The sequence below is a fragment of the Devosia sp. genome, assembly GCF_040509215.1.
Classification (GTDB): domain Bacteria; phylum Pseudomonadota; class Alphaproteobacteria; order Rhizobiales; family Devosiaceae; genus Devosia.
Genome location: NZ_JBEVLL010000344.1, coordinates 1 through 3,065 on the forward strand (window position 1 = coordinate 1; position 3,065 = coordinate 3,065).

A 3,065-nucleotide genomic window follows, 5' to 3' on the forward strand; every position below is an offset into this window, starting at 1 on the left:
GGAGACACCGTCTTCAGCCAGGGCTCGATCGAGCGGTGCTGTGCGTAGAAGTTCGACAGATCGGGCACCAGGTCCTTGACCACCGGCATATGCGGCAGAGGATAGACCTTTACCGTGCCGTTGATCTCTTCCATGCCCTTGGTGCAGTTCATGATCGTGTGGCAGCGATATAGCTTGAAGGGGTCTTCAAGATTGTCGAGGCGCTCTGAGGTGGTTTCGTCGCGGCTGTCGATCAGCCAGCGATAGGCCTGGAGGAGCGCAGCGGGGCCGAGATACTTTTCGCCATTCCACCAGTAGGACGGGCACGAGGTCGAGCAGCAGGCGCAAAGGATGCACTCGTAGAGACCGTCGAGCTTGGCGCGGTTTTCGACCGACTGCGTCCATTCCTTTTGCGGGGTGGGCGAAGTGGTCTTGAGCCACGGCTCGATGGCGCGGTGCTGGGCATAGAAATTGGTGAGGTCGGGAACGAGATCCTTGACCACCGGCATATGCGGCAGCGGGTAGATCTTCACCGGGCCCGAGGAGTCATCCATGCCCTTGGTGCAGGCGAGGGTATTGAGCCCATTGATGTTCATCGAGCATGAACCGCAAATGCCTTCGCGGCACGAGCGGCGCAGCGTCAGTGTCGGATCGACCTTGTTCTTCACATAGAGCAGCGCGTCGAGGATCATCGGGCCGCAATCGTCGAGATTGACGAAATAAGTGTCGATGCGCGGGTTCTCGTTCTTGTCCGGATCGTAGCGGTAGATGTGGAACTCGCGGAGACGCGTCGCGCCTTCCGGCTTGGGCCAGGTTTTGCCCTTTTGCGGCTGGTCGGCCTTGCGCAAAGTCAGTTCGGCCATTTTCTCAACTCTTCCTTCCGAAACGCCGCTCAACCCGGCACTTCAATCTCGTCTCGCCGCCCTTGCGGGGCAGCATGTGGGGCATGGGTCGCAATCAGTAGTTCGGCTTGCAGACCTGGTTCGATTTGGCGACGTAGGTGTTGTAGGCGTCATATTCCCCGGCGCCGGGCGAGCCGCCCTTCATCGAGGCAATGACCACGCCCATGAAACGTTCGTCGATCAGCGTCATGGCCGCATCGGCCTTGCAGCCGCAAAGCGTCGCGTCCTGGGCGATGCCCATGCAGACCGCGTAAAACTCTTCCTTCTGTGCATTGGTGGGCGCGGCAGCAAAGGCGGGCAGCGCGCCGGCAAGAAGGATCGGCAAGACTGGGATCAGCTTGTGCATGCTCACTCCATGGAGCGTTTGAAAATTCATCGCGCATCCTTCCGGATGACGAGTTTGAGGCCGGACCAGATCTCGTCCACCGCGCAGACCTTTACGTCGACGAGATTGAGCGGCAGCACGATCTCGCGAATGGTGTCTTCGGTAATGTCGGTGGGCACCTTGCTGGCCTTTTTCGGCCAGCTCACCCAGATCATGCCGTCGCGCGCGATAAGCCCCATCAGCGGCTGCGCCAGCTTCTCGAGCACGGCTCGGCTGGCAGTGAAGAGGTGGATGAAATCATAACCCTGCTGCGCATCGCCGAGCTGGTCGAGCGTGATGCGCGAGGATTCGGCAAAGGCGCGAGACGTCGTGAGATCGCTAAGCGAAGCTGGCAGGTCGATGAAGAGGGCACGAAACCCATCCTTCAGACCCAGCTTCTGCGCCAGCGGCGTGCCCGAATATCCCGCGACAGTGCTCATCGCTACACCCCGCCCCGGCTGAGCTTGACCGTCGTCGGCCCGAACATGGTGTTGACGGTACCCAGATACGCCCCGGCATTGTCGGCAACGAGCTGGCCGCGGAGCTGTCCCGACGCGTCGGTCAGGACGACGCCGTTTCCGGCAACCATCCAGCCGGCGAGGGCGGAAAACTCATTGGAGCAGAAACCGCTCTGATTGGCCTGCAGCGCGCCCGAAGTACCGGTCAGCGGCGCGGCGCTGAACGACAGGGTGCAATTGCGCGAATAGCTGTCCGAAAGGGTCCAGTTGCCGATCATGGCATTGGTCATGGCCGGCGAAGCAGGCGCCGTACCGACGGAAAAACTGCCGCCGGTGACGACGCGCTGGCCGGTATTGGGATCGATCTGGCTATTGGTGGTCGCCATGCCATTGCTGCCAAACGCGGTCTGCTGGCTCTGGCCGAAATTGCCGGGAGCCGGCGGCGCGTTGGACGCCATGGAAAACGAGCCCGTCGAGCAGCCGGCCAGCGTCAGAACCGCACCGAGAGCGAGAAGCGTGCGGATCATTTCGCCGCCCCGCCCGCTGGTGGCGAGTCAGGCGCGCGGACGGGCGTCTCGCCCTTGGCAGCAGGCTTGGCCTTGCCATCGGGTGCCTGTTGCGGCGCCGTCTGGCGAAACCCGTCATAACTGCGCTCTTCGCAGAGGTGGCACATGACTAGCGCGCTACTTTCTTTGCGACTGCCGCTGGTGGCGCAGCCTTGCTGTCGAGCACTGCATGGTTTTGCGGGGCCGGCTTTGCCACCGCCGCCTTGCCATAGCTTGAGTAGAAGGCGGCCGCGAGCGCGTCGCGGTCGTCGTCGCCATCAACAGCCCGGCACTGCTCGCACATGCTTTGTGTCCTCAGTAAACGCGCGCTTTGGGCGCGATCTTCTTGAGATCGATGCCGCCCTGGTCGTAAGGGGTCAGCGGATCGGTGATCACCGGACGATAGGTGAGATCGACCTTGCCGGTTTCGATATCGACCAGCGCCAGCGTGTGCTTGCGCCATTCGACGTCGTCACGGCTCGGGAAATCCTCATGCGCATGGGCGCCGCGCGATTCGTGGCGGGCCTCGGCCGAGACCACCGTCGCCATGGCGCAGGCCATGAGGTTTTCGAGTTCGAGCGTTTCGACGAGATCCGAATTCCAGATCAGCGAGCGGTCGGTGACCTTCACATCGCCAAGACGCGAGTAGATTTCGGTCATGGCGGCAACGCCGTTCTTGAGCGACGCATCGGTGCGGAACACGGCCGCATCGGTCTGCATGGTGCGCTGCATCTCGTCGCGCAGCTTTGCCGTCGGCTGGGAGCCATTGGCATTGCGCAGGCGATCGAAGCGGGCGAGGATTTTTGCGTCCGAAGCG

General features: G+C 62.2%; 5 protein-coding genes and 1 pseudogene. All 6 read right to left on the reverse strand.

Translation table 11 applies throughout. The features are described 5' to 3' along the window. Nucleotides 1-842, reverse strand: an 842-nt coding sequence (locus ABW043_RS19585; RefSeq protein WP_353922883.1) for a succinate dehydrogenase iron-sulfur subunit, incomplete at its 3' end; no start/stop codon positions are given. Nucleotides 843-936: 94 nt separating this feature from the next. Then, a complete protein-coding gene (locus ABW043_RS19590; RefSeq protein WP_353922884.1) occupies nt 937-1,227 on the reverse strand; it encodes a hypothetical protein in 291 nt (96 codons plus the stop codon). Nucleotides 1,228-1,253: 26 nt separating this feature from the next. Beyond that, complete coding sequence (locus tag ABW043_RS19595) at nt 1,254-1,685, reverse strand: DUF3052 domain-containing protein (protein WP_353922885.1); 432 nt, start codon at nt 1,683-1,685, stop codon at nt 1,254-1,256. Nucleotides 1,686-1,687: 2 nt separating this feature from the next. Beyond that, entirely contained in the window at nt 1,688-2,230 is a 543-nt protein-coding gene (locus ABW043_RS19600) for an AprI/Inh family metalloprotease inhibitor (protein WP_353922886.1), read from the reverse strand. Between the two features lie 148 nt (nt 2,231-2,378). Next, nucleotides 2,379-2,552, reverse strand: a complete 174-nt coding sequence (locus ABW043_RS19605; protein WP_353922887.1) for a hypothetical protein — start codon at nt 2,550-2,552, stop codon at nt 2,379-2,381. Between the two features lie 11 nt (nt 2,553-2,563). Continuing rightward, nucleotides 2,564-3,065, reverse strand: a pseudogene (locus ABW043_RS19610) (succinate dehydrogenase/fumarate reductase flavoprotein subunit); the annotation flags it as partial.